Annotated in this window: 18 protein-coding genes and 2 pseudogenes; 1 reads left to right on the top strand and 19 read right to left on the bottom strand. The window is 27.1% G+C overall.

The features are described 5' to 3' along the window. On the top strand, positions 1 to 462 hold a 462-nt coding region (gene istB, locus BUA90_RS06595), incomplete at its 5' end, for an IS21-like element helper ATPase IstB (RefSeq protein ID WP_094756773.1). Between the two features lie 104 nt (positions 463 to 566). On the opposite strand, the gene BUA90_RS06590 is transcribed toward istB, so the two are convergent. From BUA90_RS06590 to BUA90_RS06495, 19 genes and pseudogenes are all read right to left on the bottom strand, one after another. Continuing rightward, positions 567 to 2,489, bottom strand: a complete 1,923-nt coding sequence (locus BUA90_RS06590) for a hypothetical protein (protein ID WP_072966845.1) — start codon at positions 2,487 to 2,489, stop codon at positions 567 to 569. Next, complete coding sequence (locus BUA90_RS06585; protein WP_072966843.1) at positions 2,452 to 3,927, bottom strand: MBOAT family O-acyltransferase; 1,476 nt, start codon at positions 3,925 to 3,927, stop codon at positions 2,452 to 2,454. Before BUA90_RS06585 ends, BUA90_RS06590 begins: the two co-directional genes overlap by 38 nt. A 251-nt stretch (positions 3,928 to 4,178) precedes the next feature. Next, a complete protein-coding gene (gene murJ, locus BUA90_RS06580; RefSeq protein WP_072966841.1) occupies positions 4,179 to 5,708 on the bottom strand; it encodes a murein biosynthesis integral membrane protein MurJ in 1,530 nt (509 codons plus the stop codon). Between the two features lie 50 nt (positions 5,709 to 5,758). Further along, the gene (locus tag BUA90_RS06575; RefSeq protein ID WP_072966839.1) at positions 5,759 to 7,042 is read right to left on the bottom strand and encodes a hypothetical protein; all 1,284 of its coding nucleotides are present in this window, start codon (positions 7,040 to 7,042) and stop codon (positions 5,759 to 5,761) included. A gap of 192 nt (positions 7,043 to 7,234) precedes the next feature. Then, positions 7,235 to 8,329, bottom strand: a complete 1,095-nt coding sequence (locus BUA90_RS06570; RefSeq protein ID WP_072966836.1) for a glycosyltransferase — start codon at positions 8,327 to 8,329, stop codon at positions 7,235 to 7,237. Positions 8,330 to 8,355: 26 nt separating this feature from the next. Then, positions 8,356 to 9,378: a Gfo/Idh/MocA family protein gene (locus tag BUA90_RS06565; protein WP_072966835.1), complete on the bottom strand. Its 1,023-nt coding sequence runs from the start codon at positions 9,376 to 9,378 to the stop codon at positions 8,356 to 8,358. 13 nt (positions 9,379 to 9,391) lie between these two features. Then, entirely contained in the window at positions 9,392 to 10,723 is a 1,332-nt protein-coding gene (locus tag BUA90_RS06560; protein WP_330390688.1) for a nucleotide sugar dehydrogenase, read from the bottom strand. 5 nt (positions 10,724 to 10,728) lie between these two features. Then, the gene (locus BUA90_RS06555) at positions 10,729 to 11,310 is read right to left on the bottom strand and encodes an acyltransferase (RefSeq protein WP_072966833.1); all 582 of its coding nucleotides are present in this window, start codon (positions 11,308 to 11,310) and stop codon (positions 10,729 to 10,731) included. 19 nt (positions 11,311 to 11,329) lie between these two features. Next, the gene (locus tag BUA90_RS06550) at positions 11,330 to 12,517 is read right to left on the bottom strand and encodes a DegT/DnrJ/EryC1/StrS family aminotransferase (protein ID WP_072966831.1); all 1,188 of its coding nucleotides are present in this window, start codon (positions 12,515 to 12,517) and stop codon (positions 11,330 to 11,332) included. Positions 12,518 to 12,670: 153 nt separating this feature from the next. Further along, the gene (locus BUA90_RS06545) at positions 12,671 to 12,913 is read right to left on the bottom strand and encodes a hypothetical protein (protein ID WP_072966829.1); all 243 of its coding nucleotides are present in this window, start codon (positions 12,911 to 12,913) and stop codon (positions 12,671 to 12,673) included. Between the two features lie 723 nt (positions 12,914 to 13,636). Further along, positions 13,637 to 13,906: pseudogene (locus BUA90_RS06535) on the bottom strand (Rossmann-fold NAD(P)-binding domain-containing protein); the annotation flags it as partial. Between the two features lie 204 nt (positions 13,907 to 14,110). After that, positions 14,111 to 15,460 (bottom strand): UDP-glucose dehydrogenase family protein, encoded by a 1,350-nt coding sequence (locus tag BUA90_RS06530; RefSeq protein ID WP_072966823.1) that lies wholly within the window; start codon positions 15,458 to 15,460, stop codon positions 14,111 to 14,113. 290 nt (positions 15,461 to 15,750) lie between these two features. Next, positions 15,751 to 16,904 (bottom strand): annotated as a pseudogene (locus BUA90_RS06525) (IS3 family transposase). A 102-nt stretch (positions 16,905 to 17,006) separates the two neighbouring features. After that, a complete protein-coding gene (locus BUA90_RS06520) occupies positions 17,007 to 17,939 on the bottom strand; it encodes a glycosyltransferase family 2 protein (protein WP_072966819.1) in 933 nt (310 codons plus the stop codon). A gap of 81 nt (positions 17,940 to 18,020) precedes the next feature. After that, positions 18,021 to 19,433 carry a sugar transferase gene (locus BUA90_RS06515; RefSeq protein ID WP_072966818.1) on the bottom strand — a complete coding sequence of 471 codons (1,413 nt, stop codon included), beginning with the start codon at positions 19,431 to 19,433 and terminating at the stop codon, positions 18,021 to 18,023. Between the two features lie 38 nt (positions 19,434 to 19,471). Further along, the gene (gene galE, locus BUA90_RS06510) at positions 19,472 to 20,488 is read right to left on the bottom strand and encodes a UDP-glucose 4-epimerase GalE (protein ID WP_072966814.1); all 1,017 of its coding nucleotides are present in this window, start codon (positions 20,486 to 20,488) and stop codon (positions 19,472 to 19,474) included. 4 nt (positions 20,489 to 20,492) lie between these two features. Beyond that, positions 20,493 to 20,702: a hypothetical protein gene (locus tag BUA90_RS06505; RefSeq protein ID WP_094756772.1), complete on the bottom strand. Its 210-nt coding sequence runs from the start codon at positions 20,700 to 20,702 to the stop codon at positions 20,493 to 20,495. A 169-nt stretch (positions 20,703 to 20,871) separates the two neighbouring features. Continuing rightward, on the bottom strand, positions 20,872 to 23,778 hold the full coding sequence (locus BUA90_RS06500; RefSeq protein WP_072966812.1) for an O-antigen ligase family protein: 2,907 nt from the start codon (positions 23,776 to 23,778) through the stop codon (positions 20,872 to 20,874). An 80-nt stretch (positions 23,779 to 23,858) separates the two neighbouring features. Beyond that, positions 23,859 to 24,209 carry a four helix bundle protein gene (locus BUA90_RS06495; protein ID WP_072966810.1) on the bottom strand — a complete coding sequence of 117 codons (351 nt, stop codon included), beginning with the start codon at positions 24,207 to 24,209 and terminating at the stop codon, positions 23,859 to 23,861. Positions 24,210 to 24,219: the final 10 nt, after the last annotated feature.

Here is a 24,219-nt window from a genome sequence, read left to right as displayed (position 1 = left end):
AATATACTTTTTGTTGGAACTCCTGGAGTGGGCAAGACTCATCTTGCTACTTCCTTAGGAATAGAGTGTGCAAAGCACAGATACTCTACATACTTCATTCATTTTCAGGAATTAATTTCACAATTAAAAAAAGCTTTAGCAGAAAACCGATTAGAAGCTAGATTAAAACATTATTCAAAGTATAAAGTATTAATAATAGATGAAATAGGGTACTTACCGATAGATACAGATGCAGCTAACTTATTCTTTCAACTAATATCTAAAAGATATGAGCGTCATTCAACTATAATAACTACTAATGCTGCTTTTTCTAACTGGGGTGAAATATTTGGTTCAGCTACTTTAGCTCATGCTATATTAGATAGATTATTACATCATTCTCATGTTATTTCAATTAAAGGACCTTCATACAGACTTCAGTCAAAAATTGAATATTTTGACAGTTCTTCTGAAAACTATTGATTCGCTTTTTTGTACAAAATTATTTTCCACTTTTCGTACAAAGTTATATTGACATTTACATCCTATCTGTTTATTGTAGAATTTTTACACTTGTATTTAGAGATTTAATTAGATGATTCTTCAACATATATTCTAGGATATTTCATTTCAAGCCATTCTCCTTGAGTTTTTGGCTTCCAAACTATACCTAAATACACTTTTTCTATACCTGGTCTAATTTTTTTCTGCACAATATAATCTTTCCACCCAAATTCATTTATACTGACAAATATCCTTTCCCATTTCCCATTATAATCTTGTATAAAAATATTTGCAGTATCTATATTACTACACCTTGCAGAAATAATAAAAGTAACAGTTTGTCCAGAATTGACTTCAACATTAACCCCATTTGAATCAAGACTATACCCAAACTGAACAACATTCTTTTCTGAATTGTGTTCAGGAACTATTTGAATTATATTTCCTTGCTCATATGGAACTCTACTAAAATAGAACCCCCCTCTTATTCCTTGTAGTTTAAGTGGTGGAATAACCCTATTTAATTCCGTAGATTTTAAAGTGCCTATATCTTCCCAATTTTCAAAGTGACTTTCATATTTAGGAAGTATATTGTTATATTTGTCTAATCTTATATCATAATCATTAAAAAATATATAATAATCCATATATTTATAATAGAACTTATATAATTTCATAAGAACATCTTTTAACAACTGACTATTTCTATTAGTCATTTTAATTAATACAACATCTTTATTGTCAAATTCTTCATCTAGTTTTTTAATATCATTTATTAATTTATCTTCGCTTAAATATGAACTATAACTCTTTTTGAATACTTTGTTATTAATTGGCTTTATATTTTCTTCTATTTCTTTTGGGATATCTATCAAATATACATCTCTAAAAGAACTTGTAGCAATAATCTTATTAACTAAATACAAATAAAACTCCTTCATCGAAAAATAAAATTCATTATTATAATCATATTTCTGATTGCGAAATTTCGCTAAAATATATTTTGATAAGTGATTGCTAATTAATTTAGCACCTTCAAAGTTTAGATGATTATCGTCTTTAAAAAATTGATCTTTAAAATTAAGCTGGTCTCTATCTATTAAATTATAATCCAAATAATCTATTCCTTCCTCTTTTGCTTTTTGAGCAAAAATCTTATGGATTTCTTCATAATCATATATTTTTTTTATCGAATTAAACGGAAGTGGTGTTGTTACCAATATAAGTTCTATATCATTTTTCTTGCATAATGTAATAACTTTTTCAAAATAATGAAAGCGTTTTTCATTAATTGAATACCCATTATAATTATTAAACTGATTTTTTTGATTAAGTTTTTCTATAGAAACAACCTTTTCACTAGCAACAAAGCCCTTATCTTTATAAAATTCTTCATTCTCTTTCTGATGTACATCTGGTAATTTTTTATGAATATATTTATTCTTGATATTCTCTTTTATAACCTCTGGTTTTTTCCAATTTTTGTGATACCTTATTGATAATAAATTTGCTTTCAAATATTGATTCATTTTAAAAGCATTCATCAAATATCTTAGCTTATTTAAAGAAAATTTCATGAAATCATAATTATTTGTAGCTGATATAAAATTAAAATCATCTCCTTCAAATACTTTCCAATAAATTTCATATACTACCATCCTAGGTTTTTTATACCTTAAGACTTCATTTAATACATAATAACTGTCTATAGGATTTTGAGATGAACTTCCAATGTTAAAAGAATTTACTTTTAACTTTTTATCAAAAATTTCTGAATCAAAACTTCTATATGCGTGTGATGAACCTAAAAAAAGTAAATCTATTTCTTTTTCAGATGTATAAAAATCATTCCATCTTATTTCAGGATAAAACTTAAATCTATAAAGTGGTTCTAAACATTCTCCTAAAAAATTCTCTATCAAGAAAAAAATACTAATAAATATTAATATATTAAACAATTTGTTTGATTTAAAACTGAAAATAAATAAATTGACTTTTTTCTTCAACCTCATACACCCCTAGAACTATAATTGCAAATATAATAGCATAATATATTAACCATCTTATCCAAATAGGCCTTTTTTCTAAATTACTTACTACTGTACTTTGCTTTCTTGTAATTACATGTATACCTTCTAATATTAATATCAACAAAATTGAAAGAAGAAAATCAAATTTATCTACTCCTATATGAATTAAATTTTGCTTCGTTTCATTCAAATTTAAGAAAAATACATCTACAAATATATTTTGTACTATATAAAAGGCTTCTTCAATTGAGTTTGCTCTAAAAAATATCCATGCAAAACAAACTAAACCAAATGTAATAATTATTTGAATACTTTTATGAATAAATGGAACTTTTTCTAGTTTTAATATTTTGACAATTCTTCTTCTAATCTTAAATGTCATTTTTCCCATAATTAAATAAAATCCATGTAAAGCTCCCCATACAATAAAAGTCCAATTCGCCCCATGCCATAATCCACTAACTAGAAAAGTAAAAAATATATTAAAATAATATCTAGGCACACTCACACGATTTCCACCAAGAGGAATATAAAGATAATCTCTAAACCAAGTAGATAATGAAATATGCCATCTTCTCCAAAACTCAGAAATTGATTTAGAAAAATAAGGTCTTTTAAAATTTTCTATCAACTCAATTCCCATAACTTTAGCAGATCCAATAGCAATGTCTGAATACCCTGAAAAATCACAAAAAATCTGAAAAGCAAAAAATACTGTTGCTACAATCAGTGAAAACCCATTATACTCTGTAGGATTGTTATAAATCTTATTAACTATTATAGCCAAACGGTCAGCAATCACAATTTTTTTTAAAAATCCCCACCCCATCATTGTTAATCCATTCATTACTCGTTCATAATTAAATTTATGATTCTCATAAAATTGAGGTAATAACCTTTCCGATCTTTCTATTGGTCCGGCAACCAGCTGTGGAAAAAAAGAAACATATAAAGCAAAAATTCCAAAATGCTTTTCCGGTTCTCTATTACCTTTGTAAACATCAATCGTATAACTTAATGTTTGGAAAGTATAAAAGGATATACCTACCGGAAGAAGTAATTTGAAGTTTGGTATTCCATAATACAAATTAAATTGTTGAAATACCATCCTTAAAGAATTATTAAAAAAATTAAAGTATTTAAATACAAAAAGTATACCAAGATTAGATATTATACTCAAAATTAAATACTTTTTTCGTTTCCTTTTTTCAGTTATCTTCCCCATTTTTAAGCTTAAAAAATAATCAATTAATGTTGAAATAATAATTAAAACTATATACTCTGGTTTCCAACTCATATAAAAATAATAACTTGCTCCTAAAAGTAAAAGCCATCTAAATCTATATGGAACTATAAAATATATAACAACTACAGAAGGAAAAAAAATTAAAAATTTTAGTGAATTAAATAACATACTTTTCTCCTTTCAATTTTACTGCATTATAAATAAAAATAATACCTTTGAATCATTGTTAGTATAAACGCATTTTACAAGTAGATTTTAAAAAAGTTAGCAGTTTGAAAATTATTAATAAAATCCCCATCAAATCTGATTGCAAAAACTGATAAAAATGATAAATTTATGACTATAATATCTATAAATAAAGGACAAGCCAGAATAATACGACTGTCCATGATAGTATGATAATTAGTTTGTTTTTAAAATTACTCATTTACTACACTTCTTTTCAATTTCTTTTTCACTGCATTTATAACAACATCAACTTCTTCTATTTTCATAAAATAAATAATTACAAAATAAATTATTGCTCCGATAGTTATCGAAATTATTAAAGCTAAGTTTGCATTTAAACTGTCAAGTAAATTATTATAAGAAAGTTTTGCAAGTAAACCCATCACCAATGAAGCACATAGGATTTTTATAAATGAAATGGTAATATTTTTCATACCGAATGGACCTATTTTCTTTCTTAAACTGATAAATAATAACATCGTACAAAATATAGCTGATATACTTGTAGCTAATGCAAGTCCACCTATACCTAAAAACTTGGATAAAATTATATTTAAAATGATATTCATAACCATAGCAATAGCTGCATTAATCATTGGTGTTTTGGTATCTTGCATAGCATAAAAAGCCCTTGATAAAACTTCCCTTAAACCAAAACCAATCATACCTATGGAATAAAAGAACAAAGCATAAGAAGTCATGGATATAGCTTGAGAATCAAATGCACCTCTTCCAAACAATAACCTTACTACAGGTTCTGCAAATATCATCGCTCCTACTGTAGCTGGTAGGATTGATATGTTGATAGAACTTATAGCTTCTGATAAAGTTTTTTTAAGTCCGATCATATTGTTTTCTGCTGCCATTTTTGAAATCATAGGGTACATTACAGTAGATATAGATAGTACAAATATACCTTGAACAAATCCATTAAGTCTATTAGCGTAGTTAAGAGCTGATATTCCTCCTGTAGCTATCTGAGAAGCAATTGTTCTATCTATCAAAGTATTTATTTGATTAACTGATACCCCTATTATTATTGGTAAAGCCATATAAGCCATTGTCTTTATATATTTATCTTTTATATTAAATATAAACTTATATTTATATCCTTTTTTATATGCAAATGGTAATACTAAAACTAATTGAGATGCAATAGCTATTACGCTACCTATTGATAATACCAATATATTTGTTTTAGAACTTAAAAATATTGATGCAATGATAATGAAATTTAGTGGAAATCCTGCTAACGCTGGTATAGTGTAATTTCCTTTAAGTTGAAGAAAACCATTGAAAATATATATAAGACCTGTAAAGTATATACCTAGTAAGCTTATCCTTGTAAATTGTACTGCTAAGATTAAAGTTTCTCCTTCAAAACCTGATGCAAAAACCTTTACTATTTGGTTTGTAAATAAAAGTCCTAAAATAATTATCACAGTACATATAACTATCAATATATTTACAAGATTGTTAGTATATTTGTTGGCTTCTTCTACTCCATTACTATTTTCTATTTTACTGTACATAGGTATATAACCTGTAATTATACCTGTTCCTATAAAGGAAAATATAACCATAGGTATGGTTATAGATATTAAATAGGCATCACTAATATTTGATGCTCCATAAAAATATGAAAGAGTAACATCTCTAGTAAATCCAAATATTTTTGAAAATATGGTTAATATCATTAAAAATATTGCTGTTTTTTTCATCTAATTTCCCTCGTTGACAATCAATTTTTATTATTCATCTCTACTTCAACCTATACTCTATTATTTAATTCATCATAATCATAGTTTGAATATAGGTATAGTAACAATAGTAGTAATAATAAACCACCTGTTAATAATGTAGTTAATAGTGCACCATCATTTAATGCTAATATTGAAGCTAAAGATAATCCAATTACTATTTCTTTTTTAATGTTTTTGCTAAGAGAATTTATTAATATTAATATTATTGAAAATAAAATAGAAAAAATAAACATACCAAATATACCCATATTAGCATAAGCATCTGCTAAATAACCTGTATTGGCATTAGTTTCTATATTATTGAAATATACATCCCCTATTAAATTAACCGCCTTAATTGAATATGGTGAATTTATACCAATAAATTTGCCTATGACTCCCTCAGAAAAATATAATAATTCATTTTTTGAAAAAAAATCATAGTAGAAAAACTTTAATTGGGAAGGTAGAAATAAAGTCCTTCTAATTATCAATGATGGAATTATTATTAAATTAAATAACTTATGCATACCAAATACAAATAATATTCCAAGTGGAGTAAATAAAGATATTTTTCTAATAAAATTATCTCTTTCCAACATTTTAATTACTATTATTATAGCTAATGGAATAAAAATAAATGATTTATGAGCAGTTATTAAATAAAGAATTAATTGTAAAAATAACGAAAAAGCTAACAAATTTTTATTTTTTTTTATATAAGAAGTAGTTATTAAAAAAGGATTTATTATTTTCCCTTGCCATGGAACTAAATATGACATCAAAAAAGGATATTTTACAATCGCTCTTATTTCATAAACTTTATTAAAATTTAAAGCTTTTAATGTTGGTACGCCATTAGCTTTAATCATTGTCCCATAAACAAAAATAGTATTTATAATAATAATAAAATATAATATGCTATGCGAATTTTTTATTTTTTTTAGTTTAATACTAGGAACGATTTTTAAAATTATACACTCTAATATGAAAAAGCTACAACATAGTGCTAAAAATATATTAGACTCATTTGCAAAAGCATAAGTCGTAAACATTGGCATAATCATAATAATAAAATGTAATTGTAGAAAAATTGATGAAGGTTTAGTATCGTTTTTTGGTAAAACTGTAAATAGTATGACAAACCATAATATACTTATAATGTATTTATATATATTAAAATCTAAAATAAAACCCATATAAGAATAATACTTATTAACATATTCAATATAAACATAATCTAACAATAATTTATATATAAACAAAAAAGTAAATATTATCAAAGTGTTGCATTTTATTTTATTAATATTCATATTGACTCCCTCATATAATATTTTAATACCATATTTAAATTTTTAAAAAAATAAATGAACTCCAATATAATTCATAAATCCCTTTTTATATTCCTAAATAATGTTATATAAAGCATACAACTTCACACTATAACTATTATTATATTAATGAATCTTTTTACTAAATATAAAAATCAAGCTAAAAATAGATTTTTATTTATATATTTGATATAAATTTTTAACTATTTCTTCCCAAGTAAAATTAAATTGTATTTTTTCTATATTCTTCATTTTCTCATCAAGTATATATCTATTACTATTTATATACTCAATTAATTCTCTTATTTCCTCAACATTGTTTCCATCGACTACAAAACCTATATCATTATCTTTTAAAAATTCTTCAAGCATTGAGCCTTTACTAACAATAATAGGTGTCTTAGTAATTATTGCCTCAAAGAACTTTACTGGATATGATATTTTCCAATTATTTATTTTCATATTATATACAACATATAATATATCCGCTTGACTATATAAATATGCACTTTGAGAGTAATGATATAATCCAGTAATATTTACATTATTATAATTACTTTCTATTTCTTTTAGTTTGCTATACGAAGTTCCAGCTCCATGTATAAATACTTCTACCCCCTCTATATTCTTGCATGCATCCATTAAATTTTTTAACTCATTATATTGCCTAACTGCACCTATATAAGATACTCTCAATTTTTCTGATTGTATTTTTGTACACCCAATATAACTCTTAGACTCTGGATAATTCGGCAAATAAATTAATTTATCATAATTTTTTTGTTTCATTGTAGTTTTTTGAATTTCATTAACATAAATTATAGTATCTGATTTATCTTGCATTAAATTTACAAGTTGCCTTATAATAAATTTTAATATTTGATTTCTATCTTGTCCTTCATAAAATTCATGCATATCAAAAATTAATTTACAATTCCTTGATTTGCAAAAAAAACCAGCTATTACCCCATCTAAGTCATGGCAATGTAAATATTGATACTCTTTATTCTTTAAATATTTCTTACATTTTTTAATAAATTTAATATATGGTATGATTTGTTTATATCCCGTTCCATATTTTGCATATTGAAAAAATCTTTTTATTTTTATGCCTTCAATCTCTTCTACTTCTCTATTTATATATTCATTTTCTCTATCCCAACATAATATTTCAACATCAAACCCTTTAGTAACTAAATACTTTGCTTCTTTATAAACCCTTACATCTGGATGAAAGCTATTAGTAAGAATCATTTTAACTTTCTTCATCTCTATTTCACTACTTTCTTATAGAATTACATATTTTTAAACTCATACGCCTTTAATACAATCTCCATAGCCTTCTTGCCTTCTTCTCCATTTATTAATGGTTCCCTATTATTATTTATGGCATCTATAAAATCTTTATAAAGTGGAGTATGTCCCTTACCATAAACACTATCTATATCTGTACTATACTCTTCTTTATCATAATCTCTTTCATCTTCAAATATCCAAGTTTTTATTTCGTTAACAGCCAAACCACCTATAACTACAGTTCCTTTTTCTCCAAATATACTTAAAGTTTCTTCTAAATTCTTTGGATATACACAAGCACTTCCTTCCACTATACCAATAGAGCCATTTTTAAATCGTATAAGTATTGCACCAAAGTCTTCCATTTCTATATTTCTTAAAAATGTTCCTCTTTCTGCATACACTCTTTCTACTTCTGAACCCATCATCCATTGAAGAAGGTCAATATTGTGTATACATTGGTTCATCAATGTTCCACCGTCTAGTGCCTTTGTCCCTCTCCAAGGTGCTTGCTTATAATAATCATCATTTCTATTCCAAAGTATTCTAGCTGTTCCATTTACTATTTTGCCAAATCTTCCTTCTTCTATTGCTCTTCTTAATTTTTGTATTGGTGGATTGAATCTATTTTGGTGGCATACTCCAAGCTTTAAATTTTTCTCTTTTGCTAATTTTATCATTTCATTTGCGTCATCAGAAGATAAAGCCATAGGTTTTTCTACTAAAACATGTTTTTCTGCATTTAAACAATCTATAGCATGTTTTGCATGATAACCACTTTCTGTTGCTATAGCAACTACATCTATATTTTCCTTTTCTAGCATTTTTACATAATCTGTATAAACCTTTACATTTGAGTCCTTTACTGCATTTTCATATTGTTTTTTTCTTTCAATAGCCTTTTCTTCAACTAAATCACATAATGCCACAAGATCAGCTTCGTCTTTATTATTTATCAAAGCTTCTACATGTTTGTAAGATATTCTTCCACATCCAATAATTGCAAATTTTAGTTTTGACATTTACTCCACCCCATTACAGTAATTCTATATTTTCCCTATTTTTTACATTTTTCATGGCATTTTTAGTATCAAATATAAACTTAGAATTAGCTTGTACAAAATCGTAATCAACTTTAGTATGGGCAGTAGTAATTACAACTAAATCAACATTCTGTAATGTATTTTTTGTAAGTTCTTCTATTCCATGTTTTATTTTACCTTTAAATTTATACTCATTAATATACGGATCATAGAAGTCTACAATACAACCTTCTCTCTCAAACTTTTCGATGACTTTTAATGCTGGACTTTCTCTATAATCATCTATGTCTTGCTTATATGCTACACCTAATATTAGTATTTTAGAACCATTAAGTGGTTTTTTGAATCTATTAAGTATCTTGCTACTTCTTTCTACTACATACTCTGGCATATAGTTGTTTATCTCACCTGAAATTTCTATTAGCCTTGTATGATAATCATACTCTCTAGCTTTCCATGTCAAATAATATGGATCTAATGGTATACAGTGCCCACCAAGTCCAGGTCCTGGATAAAAAGCCTGGAATCCATAAGGTTTCGTTTTCGCTGCTTCTATAACTTCCCATACATTAATTCCCATCTTATGACAAATTATAGCCATCTCATTAATAAGCCCTATATTTATATTTCTATATGTATTTTCAAGTATTTTTTCCATTTCAGCTACTTTTGGTGAAGATACTTCAAATACTTCTCCTTCAAGAACATTTCTATACATAGTAGCTGCAATTTCTGTAGAATCTTTCCCTACTCCACCTACTACTTTAGGAGTATTTTTTGTTTTATAGATTAGATTACCTGGATCTACCCTTTCAGGAGAAAAAGCTAAAAAGAAATCTTGTCCACATTTTAGTCCTGAACCTTCTTCTAATATTGGTAAAAGTAATTCTTCTGTAGTTCCCGGATATGTAGTACTTTCTAATACCACAATAGAACCTTTTTTAAGATACTTTGATATTTCTATAGCAGAATTTTTAACGTAACTTATATCTGGTTGTTGGTACTCATCTAATGGGGTAGGTACGCATATTGCTATGAAATCTGCATCTTTTACAATAGAAAAATCAGTAGTAGCAGCTAATAAACCTTTACTTACTAAATCTTTTAGTTCAGAATCTACTACATCACCTATGTAATTTTGTCCTTGATTTACCATATCAACTTTTAATTTCTGTATATCAAAACCTATTGTTTTGTACCCTGCTTTAGCTTTTTCTACTGCAAGAGGAAGACCTACATAACCAAGACCTATAACAGCTACTACTGCAGATTTATCGTTAATTTTCTTTAAAAGATTTTCTTTGATTGTATTTTTATTATTCATAATCTCTATTCCTCCTTGGGACTTAAACCATTATTCTTCATTTCATATTCTTTATTACATGAATTACATATATATTTATTTTCTACTTTTTTCAACCTATTTCCACATTCGCAAACATAACCTATTATTTTTGCTGGATTCCCTACAACTAAAGCATAGTCAGGAACATTTTTTGTTATTACAGCTCCAGCTCCAACAAAGGCATACCTTCCTATCTCATTACCACAAACAATAGTAGCATTAGCACCTATAGATGCTCCCTTTTTTACTACAGTTTTTTTAAACTCATCTTTTCTTACTATAAAGCTTCTTGGATTAATTACATTTGTAAAAACACATGAAGGTCCTAAAAATACATCGTCTTCACATATCACACCTGTATAGACTGAAACATTGTTTTGTATTTTAACATTGTTGCCTATTTTAACATTAGGTGATATTACTACATTTTGACCTATGTTACAGTTTTCACCAATATAACAATTCTTCATAATATGAGAAAAGTGCCATATTTTTGTTCCTTTTCCTATATAACAAGGTTCATCTATATAACTTGATTCATGAACAAAATAATCTTTTTTATTCATATCAATCCCATCCTATTCTTTATTTAAAAGATTTTAATACATCAACTATATATTTTCTCTGCTCTTTACTTAATTCAGGATAAACTGGAATAGCAAATGTTCTTTCTGATAAATATTCTGCATTTGGCATATCCCTTAGTTTATATCCTAATCCCTTATATACTTTTTGAAGATGTAAAGGAACTGGATAATAAATTCCTGTAGCTATCCCTTTATCTTTCAAGTAGCTTACTACATCAGCTCTTCTTTCTGATTGAAGAATATACATATGATATACGTGTTTCACATGTTTTTCTTCAAAAGATGTAATAAATTCTGTGTCTTTTAAGTTTTCATTATAAAACTTTGCATGTTCTCTTCTCAAATCATTCCATCTATCTAATTCTTTTAATTTTACTCTTAATATAGCTGCTTGAATTTCATCTAATCTAGAATTATAACCTATTAAGTAGTTATAATATTTAAGAGGATTATATACCATATTATCTATACTATTATTTTCTTCCATATTTTCATCTATGTTATTAAGTAAATTATAGGCTTTTCTGCCATCAGCACCACTGCCATGAGTTCTTAATGCTTTACATATGGTTGCTAAATCATCATTGTTTGTTACTATCATTCCTCCGTCTCCAGCACAGCCAAGGTTTTTAGTTGGGAAAAATGAAAAACAGGCTATGTCTCCAATAGTACCTACCTTTTTACCTTTATACTCGGCACCTATTGCTTGACAAGCATCTTCTATTACATATAAACCGTATTTTTTAGCAATATCCATAATTTCATCCATATCAGCAGGTTGCCCAAAAATATGCACTGGCATAATAGCTTTAGTTTTTGAAGTAATTTTCTCTTCTATTTTATTTGGATCAATGTTAAAAGTATCTACTCTTACATCTACAAATACAGGCTTAGCGCCAACTGCAGATATGCTTTCAGCAGTAGCAAAGAATGTAAATGGAGAAGTTATTACTTCGTCACCTTGTCCTATCCCAAGGGCTTTTAACGCTATAACTAATGCATCAGTTCCGTTACCAACAGATATAGAATTTCTTGCTCCTAAATACTCACATATTTCTTTTTCGAATTGTTTTAAATTTTCACCCATTATGTAATTTGCAGATGAAAGGATTTCTAAGACATTTTTGTCGGCATCACTTTTTATAGTTTCATATTGTTTTTTTAAATCTATCAATGGAATTTTCACAATTTCACCATCTTTCTAATATTTTGATGTTTTTTATAATTATTTTTCTATGCTCTACCTCATTTCTTTAAATAAGATTTTATTGATTTAAAATTATTGCGTCTTAGCATTTATAAAAAATAAATATCACAATTGTATTAAAGTCATAATTATTCATTTTTTAAATTCTTTGGCAAAATCATTCGCTAATTTTTCATAATTGTGATTTAATATAACATAATTTATTGATTTATTTTTTATTTCATTTAATTCGTCATTTGATAGTAAACTTGCCTTTTTAATTGCATTTGCTATAGATTCTATATTCTCTGCTTCCACTACTAAAGAAACATTGCTATATCTCAATGGACTATGTTGAGTATCAAAGGCATCTATAATAGGCTTTCCTGTAAGCATATAATCAAAAATTTTATTAGCAGATACTCCATACTTATATAACTTACTTTTTTACTTCCTATGTATAAAGCATCCATTTATAGTAAAGTACCATGTATTTCTTCTTTTTTAATAGAATCAAAAAAATATACATTATCTAATTTATTATCTATTAATTTTACTTGCTTCCCGTCCACTACCTGAATATCTTTGAACTGCCATTGAGTGATTTATTTCTAATAATTATTCAAAATCTAATAACTGACTTAAAGAAATCCCATTCTTAATAAGTAACTCAATTGAATACAAGCTACCTAGTAATATACTTGTTAAAAGTATTGTTTTCGCTAAATCTAACTTTATAGAATAGCTATAACAAATATTTGATTTTGTTAATTTTTTATATATTAATCCACTAGCCAATAAACTACCTAATGAAAATAAAAATAGAGCTAATAAAATCCAAATAACTCCACTATAATAAAAATCGAAGTTTTTAAAAACTAATAATGCTAAAACAACTTGTATTGTTGTATAAGTCTGAAAAAAACAGCTGGATGGGCTATGGTTTTATATAGTTTGTAAAGCATTCCTATGAATATTATCTGAATAATAATTATATATAGAAAGTACCATAAATAAATTTGACATTATATCACCTTTTACAATATAAATATAAATTGAAATAATATATCAATTTTAAATTCCCTACACAATACTATACTTATCTAAAAACTTATAGTTCTATAGACCCCAATACAAATATCCTCTAGCTTCAAACTCTTTTCTATTCATTATGCTCTTAACATCAATTAAAATTTTTTTATTATCTACAAATAATCCATCAAAGAAATCCAAGTTGTATTTTTCTTTAAATTCATTATGAGCAGCTGTCAAAACTATACAATTTAAATTTCTTAAAGCATCTTTGTCTACCAAGTTAATTCTATATTCTTCCCAAACTTCTTCTTTATCTTCTACAGGCTTATGAACTATAACATCTATACTAAACTCTTCTAATTTTCTTTTATAATATCTATTACTTTTATATTTCTAACGTCAGAACAATTTTCTTTAAAAGTTATACCTAATATTGCTACTTTAACATCTTTAAGTGGTAATACTTATTACAACTATACTAACTGTAACCGTATTATTAAATCTAGTATTTAATAATATTTTGATTGTAAAATTACATCTAATATTCTACTTTGAAAGCTATTTATTTTTTGCTGTAGCTACTTCCTCTATAGAACTTATTTTATAATATCCATTAATAGTCCTTCTACCTATTGATTCATATATTATTCCAGCATCTTTTACCTCTTTTAAATCATAGCAATTTCTTCCATCAAGTACTATTGGCTTTTTCATAAGTTTTTCAAACTTAGATATATCAAAATTAACTATTTCTGGCCATTCCGTAAATATTAAACAAATATCTGCATCTTTAATTGCCTCTTCGATACTATCACAATATGTTATTTCATTAGGATAAATCTTTTTATAGTTCTCAACCCCTACAGGGTCCCAAGCTTTAATATTAGCTCCATCTTCAAGAAGTATTGGAATGTTTGCTAAGGATGGTGCTTCACGTAAATCATCTGTTCCTGGTTTAAATGTTAATCCAAGAATTGCAACATTTAAACCATTAAAACTTTCATAATATCTCCTTGCTTTCTTTATAAGTTTTATCTTTTGATTTTCATTGACCTCAATTGCAGCCTTTACAGTTTTCAACTCATAATCGTGGAAATTAGCTAACCAATGTAATGCTTTTGTATCCTTTGGAAAACATGATCCACCATATCCTATACCTGCTCTTAAAAATTTATTTCCAATACGAGGATCGTATCCCATTCCCTTTGCTATATCTTCCACATTAGCTCCAACTATTTCACATAAATTAGCAATTTCATTAATATATGATATTTTTAATGCTAAGAAATCATTAGATGCATATTTAATCATCTCAGCACTTCTTCTATCAGTAACAACATAAGGTTGATTAAATCCATCATATACTTTTCTTAATATTTTTTCTGCCCTTTTTGATTTTACACCTAATACAATCCTCGAAGCTTGTAAAGTATCTTTTACAGCTGTACCTTGAGCTAAAAATTCTGGATTAGAAGCTACTTCTACATCTACATCATTTTTTAAGTTTTCCTTTAAAAATCTTTCTATCTTATCATTAGTTCCAATTGGTACAGTAGATTTTATTACAACTAAAGAGTCTTTCTCTACTGTTTCAGCTATTTGTTTTACTACCTCATAAACATATTTTAGATTTGCTGAGCCATCTTTCTTTTCAGGAGTTCCCACGCCTATGAAAATGACATCAGCGTCTTTATAAGCACTTTTATAATCTGTAGTATAAGTTAATCTATCCTTATTTTTAAGCATTAATTCTTCTAATCCTGCTTCATATATAGGAGATTTCCCTGATTTCATTAGATTAATTTTATTTTCATCTACATCTACACATGTAACATTATGCCCTATTTCTGCAAGGCATACCCCTGTTACTAGCCCTACATATCCTGTACCTGCTACTGTAATTTTCATTTGTAATACCCCCTAGTGGACTGTTCCTGCCTAGCTAGACACAAAGAAACGTATATTTTCTAGCTTATTCTTAGAAATACTTTAAATATCTTTAAATCCTATTTTTTATATAATCTAATTTGCATATCCTGCTGCTAGTATCATATATCTTGGTAACAAAACAGTAAATGGTAAAGGCTTTGCCCTCGCTACGCTCGCCACCTATTGTTTTATTACCAAGATATATTGGGATGTTACGCAGGAACGGCAAATTCTAATCCTAAAAGGATTCACAATTAAATAATAAGAATTTATGCTGCTATCTCTTTGTAATAGTCATTTTTAAACTCTCTTGACGATTTGTTACCTAGTGAAGAATGTAGTCTTTTAGAGTTATAAAATATTTCAATGTAATCTACAATTTCAAGTCTTGCCTGAGAACGAGTTTTGAATTTTTTACTAAATATTACATCTTTCTTTAGGCTTGAGAAAAATAATTCCATTAAAGCATTATCATAACAATTACCTTTTCGGCTCATGCTTTGTATCATATTATATTCTTTTAGCCTATTTTGATAATCATAAGCTGCATACTGGACACCCCTATCAGAATGGAATATTACTCCATCGTCTGGGGTTTCCCTTTTTAAGGCTTGATCTAAAGCTGAAATGGTTAAATGTCTTGTTATGGATGAACTCATAGACCATCCTACTATTTTTCTCGTATATAAATCTTCTATTGCAGCTAGATAAAGCCAGCCTTCTTCGGTTGCGACATATGTTATATCTCCACACCAGATTTGACCTGGTCTCTCAGCTGTGAAGTTTTGATCTAACAAGTTTGGAGCTACAGAAAAGCTGTGATTTGAATTAGTCGTAGCCTTGAATTTTCTCTTTGTTCTACAGTATATATTATTTTCTCTCATAAGGCGCTGTACTTTATTTCTCCCACAGGATATTCCTTCTTTATTTAACTGGGCAGTTACACGGCGAATACCATAGGTCTCGCGTGATTCCTTGTGTACACGTTTTATCTCTGAAAGAATCTTATTATCTTCTTGTTTCTTTTTAGTTATTGGATTCTTAAGCCACCTATAATATGCGCTCCTTAAGACATTAAATATTTTGCACATCTTCTCCACGCGAAATTCGGAGCTGTGATTCTTGATGAATTTATATTTTATTTCTCAGGTTTTGTGAAGATGCGCATAGCCTTTTTTAATATTGCATTTTCCTCTTTGATATCAGCTAATTAATTCTTTTTTTAATTTACGGATTTCTTCTTCAGGTCTTAATCGACCTTTACCTGGAAATGCATTGTCACCATGTTCGCCATACTGCTTGATCCATCTTCTAACAGATGTTTCAGTTACACCTATACCCGCTTCACCTTTTTACCTTGCTCTGTAATTAATCTTATTATTTCTTTTTTATATTCAGGAGTAAATCCTTTACTTTTTCCCATTGCTGAACACTTCCTTTCTCGTTTATATTATACATACTTTTCTCTGTGTCCAGCAAACCGGGTATAGCTCAACTTGCAACTTGTCAATTCCTATCTTTTTATCTACGAACTATGTATTCTATGTGCTAAGGTTTTATATTTATTAATCTTCTTAATATGGTATATAGTTTCTAAAATACAATCTATCGGTGAAGTTAAAAAAGCTTTCATTAAATGTTGTATTGCAATGATTGGTTGTTTACTTCTCTTACCTACAATCATCATGACTGCATGATGCCTGAATTTAACATATCGTCTTTGCCTAAAATTTAGTATGTTAAAATACTTTTTCTTAAAGTTATATAATTCTACCTCTGCTTTAATTTTATTTTGGCCTACTGATATTCGCTCTCCATCATGTATATATTGAATTACATGTGCAACTGGAAGATATCCAATTTTCAAACCACTTTCAATAGCTTTTAACATTAACATAAACTCTTGTCCCATCTGAACATCATCAAATCCACCAACATTAAGAATAGATTTTTTCTTAAACATATATGTAGCTGTTGGTGTCAAATGATGCATTATATGTTGTTTTAAAAGTTCTTCGTTAGATAAGTTTTTTACATAATTATGTTCTCTATAATCTACTAACTTATCATCCATATTATGAATTCTCACATCAGTAAACGACATATCTAATTCATTCTCTATCATGTACTTAATTTGACTACTTACTTTATCTGGAAGATAAACATCATCATCATCAAGGAAAGTTATATAGTCACCACTTGCTTTTAGTATTCCTTCATTTCTTGCGAGTGCCCCTCCTAGGTTCTTCTTGTTTTTTATGTATATAACATTATTACAATCGATATATTTTAACATTTTTTTTTCAGTTTCTACTCTATACTTTGAATTAGGATCATTATCGTCTACTACAATTATTTCTATATTAGAATATGTCTGATTTAATACAGAGTTTATAGCTCTCTGAAGGAATTTACTTCGCTTATATGTAGGAATTACTACACTTACTTTCTTATCCATATTTTAGAATCACCCTTTTTATATTTACAGTACTTGAATAAACTCGCATAATTTTAAGTTTTTAACATATTCTTTTACATTTTATTCTTCCTTAGTCGCCACCACTTCTTCATAAACACTCAAATTAAATTTCTCTAATATATCTCCTACTTTCTCATCTTCTTTAACACCTGCTGAACTATCTTTCATAAAGATAACTTTAAAAGTGTTAAATATAATCTTTATATCTAAAAGCAAAGAATAATTTTTTATATATAATAAATCGAATTTGGCTTTATTTTCTGGATCAGTAGAATATCTTCCTAGAACTTGAGCTAAACCAGTTATACCTGCTTTAACAAAAACCCTGTATTTAAATTCTTCAATTTCCTTATTAAACTTTTCTACAAAATATGGTCTTTCTGGTCTTGGTCCTACTATACTCATATCACCTTTTAACACATTTATTAACTGTGGAAGTTCATCTATTCGAGTAGCCCTAAGAAATCTTCCTATTGGAGTTATCCTAGGGTCTCTTTCTGTTGCCAATACTGGACCTGTATATTTTTCTGCATCAACTATCATAGTCCTAAACTTATATAAATTAAATATTTTATTATTTTCAGTAACTCTTTCTTGTTTATAAAATACAGGACCTTTATCATATAATTTAATAATTATTGAAACAATTAATAGTAAAGGTAATGTAATAATCAATCCAATAATTGATATAACTATATCCAAAACTCTTTTTAATACTTTTTGCTCAAAAGATAAACCAAATCGTTCAACTTTTAATAACAGCATATCATTACTCTGTGTGATTTTTGAATTTATCAATGCAATTTCAAGCATCCCCGGTACTAAATATAAAATTTTATTTTTTTTAGAACAATATTCGATTAAATCTAGTTTATCTTTATTTGGTATATTGCTATCAATATAAACTTTATCTACTTCATCAATCAATTTATACGTTTCTTGATTTATTAAGTTGCAAATATATTTAATACAATCATTTTCGGTTTTATTCAATAAAAACTCTTTAGTTATAAGATTTGATTCTTTATTTGATACAACTAGTAAAATGTTTTGTGATTTTCTGTTTCGTTTTATTATATTTAAAACTGTAATTTTTAGAAAAAATATTAATATAAATTGAATAAAAAATCCTACAATAAAAACACTACGTGGAAAAGCAAATCCTCTATTGAAAAATACTATTGCTACTGTCATTATATCTATTAAAAATACAGAAATAGCTATTGTTAATGCGTTTTCATACAATGATTTTTTAGCTGTTAAAACAATATCATATATATAAAATATAATAATAGAAGTTACTATTATATATGGCATATTCTGATAAAAAGGCTGTATATTAACTGATGATGGATTCATCTCAAATCTAATCAAAAATGCTAAATAAAAACCCAAAAGAATAAAAATAACATAAAATACAAATTCAAACAACTTCAAAAAAGTCCCATCTTTTCTTTCTTTTGAAAAGCTCATCTATCTTCCCCCTGATTGATAAATTTAATTATATATTTTTATGAACAACTATATCCATCAGGATTATTTTTCTGCCAATTCCATGAATCTTTGCACATATCCTCAATATTTTTTTTCGCTTTCCATCCTAATTCCTTATAAGCTTTAGTTGGATCAGCATAACACTTGTCTATATCTCCTTCTCTTCTCTCTGTAATAATATATGGAATTTTCTGTCCTGTAACCCTTTCAAAACTTTTAACAATATCAAGTACACTATATCCTACTCCAGTTCCTAGATTATATGCATCTATACCTTTAGTAGCCATAATCTTTTCAAGGGCTTTTAAATGTCCTTTAGCTAAATCAACTACATGAATATAATCCCTAACACCTGTACCATCGTGAGTATCGTAATCATTTCCGAAAATATTAAGTTTCTCTCTTTTTCCTACTGCTACTTGAGTAATATAAGGCATTAAATTATTTGGTATACCATTTGGATCTTCACCAATCCTACCACTTTCATGGGCACCAATTGGATTGAAATATCTAAGAAGAACTATACTCCAATCATTATCAGAAATATATACATCCCTTAATATTTCTTCTATCATTAATTTAGTACGTCCATAAGGATTGATAGCTCCAAGTGGGAAATCTTCTGTTATAGGTACACTTTTAGGTTTCCCATATACAGTAGCAGATGAGCTGAATACCATTTTCTTTACACCGTATTTTTGCATCACTTCACAAAGTATAATAGTACCAGTAATGTTGTTATGATAGTATTTAAGAGGAATTTCTACAGACTCACCTACTGCCTTAAGCCCTGCAAAATGAATAACTGCCTCAATATTGTTTTTAGAAAATACTTTTTCAAGCCCTTCTCTATCCAAAATATCTACTTCATAAAATTTAAATTCTTTTCCTGTTATTTCCTTAATACGCTTTAAAACTTCAGGTTTACTATTAAAAAAATTGTCAACTACAACAATATCATAACCTACTTTAAGAAGTTCTACACAGGTATGACTTCCAATATAACCTGCTCCACCTGTTATTAAAATACTCATTCTTTCACTCCTTAAATTTACTAATCTCAAAATTTTTTATTTCTTTATAACATTCATAACAAAGCTGTCCTACTCCTTCTATATAACCATAACGTTCCTCTATAGGCTGATCTTTTCTAATATGTGTCTTACATTTACAAATGATACAAGTTTCATATAAATCTTTTTTTAAATCTTTTTTTCTTTTAAAAAGCGAAATTATTTTAGACATCATATAAATTTCTCCCTAATTTTTTTATCTTATTTACTAGAAACTCATTTTAAACTAAGCAACTAAGTACAATTTTTTTGCTCTAAAAATATCAATATATTTAATCTGATATATTTTATATTTTCAAACTTTCTCCAAAGCATAAACTTAAACATCCTAACCGATAACTTCACTACTTCTCTTTTATCAAAATATCCTTTATTTCAATTTTTCCGCCATTCCCCCTATGAATGATGCCTAATCTTTGTTTGCCTTTTTCAATGTTGTCACTTATTTTAAAGTTAAATTCTTTTACAGCAAATTTATCTTGTTTTTCTAAATTCTCAAATCTAGCTATTACTTTTGTTTTCTTAGTATAATCATACAAATATATATCAAAATCAGATGGATTTAAATTACTTTTATAATTTATTTTAAATACATACTCTTTATCTTTTTCTAAATTTAAGTCATAAAGCATTAAATATCCATAATCTCTACCATCATTTTGTAATACTATACTGCCTTTATCCGTATAGTCTAACTTAAACTGTCCATTTTTTCGATTTACTATCCATGATTTGTCTGGTAAATTATTTCTATCCAAGTCCCAATTAAATTTATTGTACATAACTATTTTATCAATATCTTTTAAAACTTCAAAGTTATCTTTATTATCAATTACATATTCTAACTTTTGTAATAATAAATTTAATCCCTTATCATATCCTAAAGGCTGCGCAGATATTTTGTTCGTATCTTTTAAAAACTTTAGCATATCTTCTATTTTCGCTATTATATATTCTATGTTTTTTTCATCTTTAGTTTTTAAAAAATATTTTAGTACAGCTAAATATATTTGCCCTTGATTTCTATAATTTTTTATATTCATTGGCTGGAGTTTTACAGCTTTTTCTATATATTCTATACCTTTATTAAAATCGCCAGTATTAAGATATACCTCTCCTGCTTTCATCAGTATTTTAGAGTTATATGAATCAAGTTTTACAGCTTTATCTACAGCTTCACATGCTTTTTTAATATATACTTTATCTTTTCTAGCTAAAACACTATATACAGTCGAAAGGTCTACTAAATAATTAGAGGTAAATGGATCATATTTTGAAGCCTTTTCAAAACTTTTCATTGAATCAATAATCTTTTTATTTTCTGCCAATTTTACTGCTTCATCTGCATAGATTTGTCCTAAATGCAACGACCATGAAGTAAATAACAATAAAACAGCCACTGCAGTAGAAATATATTTTGTAGTATTTGATTTTATTTTATTTTTTTCAGTAGATAATTTTCGTTGATAGCTTAGTCCATATAAACACCAAAGCAGTATCGACATAGCTCCTAACGATAAATCGAAATCAATAATACTATGAGCTAATATACTAATCCATCCAATATTAACTGCAATCTGCAGTATTTTATTATCTTCTTCAAGTTTTTTCAATGATATTATAAAATGCAATATCAATATAACAATTAAACCGATATATATCAATAGACCAATTATTCCAGTTTCTATCCACAACTGCAAGAAATAGTTATGAGCTTGGGTAGTCCAATACATATATGATTGATATTTAAAGTAGAGAGTCTGCCAAGCTCCTCCTCCTGCTCCAAGCAGAAAATAATCTTTCGCAACTTTTAATCCGTCTTTATAGAAATTTATTCTTCCTTTAACACTTCTTTCATTTGAGTTTATAGCATAAAATCTTGAAATAACTTTTTCAGGAATAAATTTATATTTTAATTTTAAATTCTTAATTTTTTTATTGGTACTATTATCATAAATTGATGCATTTAAAAACTTTACCTTTGTATCTTTATAATAGTTCAAAAATCTAACTTTAATAAATTCCGTATTTTCTTTTGTTTTAAAGTTTAAAGCTATTTTACCAGATTCTTTAATATCTACATATGCCAACTTCTCTGTTTTTCCTTTATCACTAATGCTGTAAACTATAATCCTACCAGCATAAGGTTTGTTATCAGAAATTTTGATTTCAACATCTGATTCTAGTCTATATTCTTTATTTTTCAATACATTTCTTACTGGTCTGTCTATTGCTTTCCACGTATTCTTTTCACTACCAATATTTGATAATTCTAATGGCTGAGTTAAATTTAAAGCTAAAACTGAAAACAATGCTATAGCTATTGTAATGCTTAAAATAATGATAGTAACTGCTCTATATGAAACAAATATTTTTTCTCTGAAAAATTTTTGATACATTGTAAATATAAAAAGTGAAACAGCTATGGAAAAAATCACCATGAGCCACAATATAAATACATTCTTCTGCTGAAGATATTTTATAAATAGAGAAGAAAAAAACAAAGCTGGAAATATTGTAGTTATATAATATATAATTGTTTGTATTTTTTTTATATTGGGTATTAAAACAAAATATAGTAACAATACTATAGGGGTCAAAAGCCACATACCCCTTGAAAGTGTAGGGATAAATGTAAATATGTATATATTAGCCATTGATATATATAAATATTTCTTTTTTTCTTTTTTTTCTATTTGGATAAGTCCAATTGCTAATATATATAAAGCTATCAAATATGAAGCTAAAGTGTTTGGATATTGAAATGTTGAGTTTATACGTCCGCCTACAAACGCTCCATTATAATTAAATGTACCTATAGCACTTCCAATACCTATAATAGATACAACTACTCCACTTAAAAGTAATGTATTTATAATAATTTTGCTGTTTTTACTATCCTTTTGAGCAAAATATCTTACCATTAAATATATTGCAAAATAATTTGCATATTTTAAAAATTCAGCAACAGCAAGTCTTTTATTAACTCCATAGAAAGTTGATATAAAGTACATAAGTACTATTCCGAGAGCTAATAAGTCTGCTAATGAATTAAATAATCTAAAATCTTTATTTTTAAATTTACTTATAAGCCATATAGTAAATACAGCAAATGTTATAATATGCGTAATTAAAAGCTCTTTTTGAAAGAATAATCCTCTGAAAAAGGGTGGGTAGAATAGTAGTATACATAAAGTTACAAATATTAGTTTTTCTATAATTGAATTTTTTTGAATAGTTGTTGAACTCATGATTATACCCCCGATATTAGTTGTCTGTTCCCAGCTCTCGGCTCTCAGTTTAAATAACAATTCTCAGTTCTTGGCAAAGTTTAAAGACTTTTTATTAAACCGTTTAGCATTTTACCTGTTTGTTGAATTAATTTTATTAATTCATTGAATTTTTCATTTTCAATATATCCTAGGTCCTTTGCTAAGATTAAATGATATTTAGTTTCTTCAAGTGAACCTCTTGCTACATATAAGAAATGTTTGAATTCATTTTTATGATATCTTCCTTTTCCTTCTGCAATATTAGCTGGTATTGAACTTGCTGACCTACACAATTGATCTATTAGTCTGAATCTTTCTTCTTTAGGAAATTCATTAGTCAATCTATAAATTTCAAGTGTCAATTCATGAGATTTTTTCCAAACTTCTAAATCTTCAAATCCATTCTTCATTTTTACCCCC

The sequence above is a fragment of the Caminicella sporogenes DSM 14501 genome (assembly GCF_900142285.1).
GTDB lineage: Bacteria > Bacillota > Clostridia > Peptostreptococcales > Caminicellaceae > Caminicella > Caminicella sporogenes.
This window is presented reverse-complemented; position numbering and strand designations above follow the sequence as displayed.

Bases quoted from the DNA above. Each gene is read 5' to 3' on its own strand.
- BUA90_RS06585 (WP_072966843.1), bottom strand. From the start codon at position 3,927: ATGTTATTTAATTCACTAAAATTTTTAATTTTTTTTCCTTCTGTAGTT.
- murJ (WP_072966841.1), bottom strand. From the start codon at position 5,708: ATGAAAAAAACAGCAATATTTTTAATGATATTAACCATATTTTCAAAA.
- BUA90_RS06575 (WP_072966839.1), bottom strand. From the start codon at position 7,042: ATGAATATTAATAAAATAAAATGCAACACTTTGATAATATTTACTTTT.
- BUA90_RS06570 (WP_072966836.1), bottom strand. From the start codon at position 8,329: ATGAAGAAAGTTAAAATGATTCTTACTAATAGCTTTCATCCAGATGTA.
- BUA90_RS06565 (WP_072966835.1), bottom strand. From the start codon at position 9,378: ATGTCAAAACTAAAATTTGCAATTATTGGATGTGGAAGAATATCTTAC.
- BUA90_RS06560 (WP_330390688.1), bottom strand. From the start codon at position 10,723: ATGAATAATAAAAATACAATCAAAGAAAATCTTTTAAAGAAAATTAAC.
- BUA90_RS06555 (WP_072966833.1), bottom strand. From the start codon at position 11,310: ATGAATAAAAAAGATTATTTTGTTCATGAATCAAGTTATATAGATGAA.
- BUA90_RS06545 (WP_072966829.1), bottom strand. From the start codon at position 12,913: ATGCTTACAGGAAAGCCTATTATAGATGCCTTTGATACTCAACATAGT.
- BUA90_RS06530 (WP_072966823.1), bottom strand. From the start codon at position 15,460: ATGAAAATTACAGTAGCAGGTACAGGATATGTAGGGCTAGTAACAGGG.
- BUA90_RS06520 (WP_072966819.1), bottom strand. From the start codon at position 17,939: ATGGATAAGAAAGTAAGTGTAGTAATTCCTACATATAAGCGAAGTAAA.
- BUA90_RS06515 (WP_072966818.1), bottom strand. From the start codon at position 19,433: ATGAGCTTTTCAAAAGAAAGAAAAGATGGGACTTTTTTGAAGTTGTTT.
- galE (WP_072966814.1), bottom strand. From the start codon at position 20,488: ATGAGTATTTTAATAACAGGTGGAGCAGGTTATATTGGAAGTCATACC.
- BUA90_RS06505 (WP_094756772.1), bottom strand. From the start codon at position 20,702: ATGATGTCTAAAATAATTTCGCTTTTTAAAAGAAAAAAAGATTTAAAA.
- BUA90_RS06500 (WP_072966812.1), bottom strand. From the start codon at position 23,778: ATGAGTTCAACAACTATTCAAAAAAATTCAATTATAGAAAAACTAATA.
- BUA90_RS06495 (WP_072966810.1), bottom strand. From the start codon at position 24,209: ATGAAGAATGGATTTGAAGATTTAGAAGTTTGGAAAAAATCTCATGAA.